The 1,739-nt window shown below is 63.8% G+C and carries 1 protein-coding gene and 2 pseudogenes; all 3 read left to right on the top strand.

What is annotated here, in order from left to right; translation table 11 throughout:
- Window positions 1-398 precede the first annotated feature (398 nt).
- A pseudogene (locus ACZY0Y_RS19810) lies at window positions 399-671 on the top strand (homocysteine S-methyltransferase family protein); the annotation flags it as partial.
- 11 nt (window positions 672-682) lie between these two features.
- Window positions 683-883 (top strand): annotated as a pseudogene (locus tag ACZY0Y_RS19805) (hypothetical protein); the annotation flags it as partial.
- A gap of 118 nt (window positions 884-1,001) precedes the next feature.
- On the top strand, window positions 1,002-1,274 hold the full coding sequence (locus tag ACZY0Y_RS19800) for a homocysteine S-methyltransferase family protein (protein WP_463959931.1): 273 nt from the start codon (window positions 1,002-1,004) through the stop codon (window positions 1,272-1,274).
- The last annotated feature ends 465 nt before the right edge of the window (window positions 1,275-1,739 follow it).

Below are 1,739 nucleotides of genomic sequence, written 5' to 3'. Positions count from 1 at the left end.
ACCCAGGACGTGGTGCCGGCCCCGAGCGGACATGCGGAGGGCCGGTACCAAGTTCCCGGAATGCCGGTACCAACCATCCAGACCAGCGGTACCAACTGAAGCTATCTGTCAGCATAACAACCTCTCTGGCTTGTGCAACCGCTACAACTGCCAGACCGAGGCTCGCATGCTTGCCCGTCGTCGGCAGCCAGCCGCTAACACAAGCGCCTGCGAACAGCGACTCGGAAGCCCGCCCACGCCCGCCGTAGTACACGGACGCAGAGCGCAACGTTCCAGCCCCATACGTAACCTGTTTAGATGCCTCGTTTTGCGCTTGATGTTGAGTCCGTGCCCCTCCTGTCCGCGCCCAGGAGCTTTTGGACGCCGTGAACCACCCGGTGGTCATTGCCGACGGGGCGATGGGCACCATGTTGCAGGACCGGGAACTCTCGCGCGAGGCCGATTTCCAGAACCTGGAGGGCTGCAACGAGATCCTCAACGACACCAGTACGGACGTCATCGGGGACATCCACGACGCGTACTTCGCCGTCGGCATCGACGCGGTGGAAACCGACACCCTCGGCGCCAACTGGTCCAACCTCTCCGACTACGGCATCGACGACCGGATCGAAGAGCTCGTCCGCAAGGGCGCCAGGATCGCCCGCGACTGCGCGGAGGCGGCAGAAAAAATTGACCGGTTGCGCTGGGTCCTCGGTTCCATGGGTCCGGGCACCAAGCTCCCCAGCCTGGGCCACACCACCTACGCAGGCCGGGGGCCTCATCGACGGGTGCGGACGCCTTCCTCATCGAAACCAGCCAGGACTTCCTGCAGACCAAAGCCGCCGTCAACGGCTGCAAGCAGGCCATCGTGTCCCGTGGCATCCGGCTTCCCATCTTCGTGGAGGTAACGGTCGAAACCGCCGGCACCATGCTCATGGGTTCCGAGATCGGCGCCGCACTCACGCCCTCGAGCCGCTCGGCGTCGACGCCATCGGCTGAACTGTGCCACCGGCCCGGACGAGATGAGCGAGCACCTCCGCCACCTCTCCAAGCAGTCCTCCGTGGCCATCGCCTGCCTGCCCAACACCGGCCTCCCGGTCCTCACCGCCGACGGCGCGCACTACCCGCTCTCGCCCACCGAACTCGCCACCGCGCACGAACAGTTCGTCCGCGAATTCGGCCTGGGCCTGGTGGGCGGCTGCTGCGGTACGACGCCGGCGCACCTGGTCGCCGTCCTCGAAGGCCTGACGCCCCTTCCGCACCCAAGAGACGCAAGCCAGCAACGGCCCGGCTGACCATTGCCCGGGTTCCTGGCCCTGCCGTCAGTGCTGGTCTTGGACGCTCCGCCTATCAGGCCCGCACCCGCTCTCGTTGTTCTACCAAGTCGGCGATCACTCTTGCCGACCTACTTCTCCGCTGGACCTCTTCGATGAGTGCCCATTTAAGAACGCCAAACGCCCCCGAGGCGAAGGACCCCAACGAAGCGACTATCAGTCCGGCGGCGGCTAGAACTGTAGCCATACGTTTTGCGTATTCCACCTGGTCAGGGAACCATGCATCAGGCCAGCCAGAGAGCACGGCCACATTGGCGGTTATGGACAATATCAGAACACCGTATGTTGCCAGTACTTTTCCGATCCGGTATTCGAATGAGTATTTGATGCCTTGAGAGCCACCCAATCTTGCGCTTCAGAGCCACCGATCGTGCGGAAGAGAGCCAGTGGTGGTGTGTTTGGGAGCCACTGGCCCTCGACCTCATC

The sequence above is a fragment of the Pseudarthrobacter kochi genome (genome assembly GCF_055412805.1).
The sequence above is the reverse complement of the archived record's forward strand: the minus strand, read 5'-3'. Positions and strand labels throughout refer to the sequence as shown.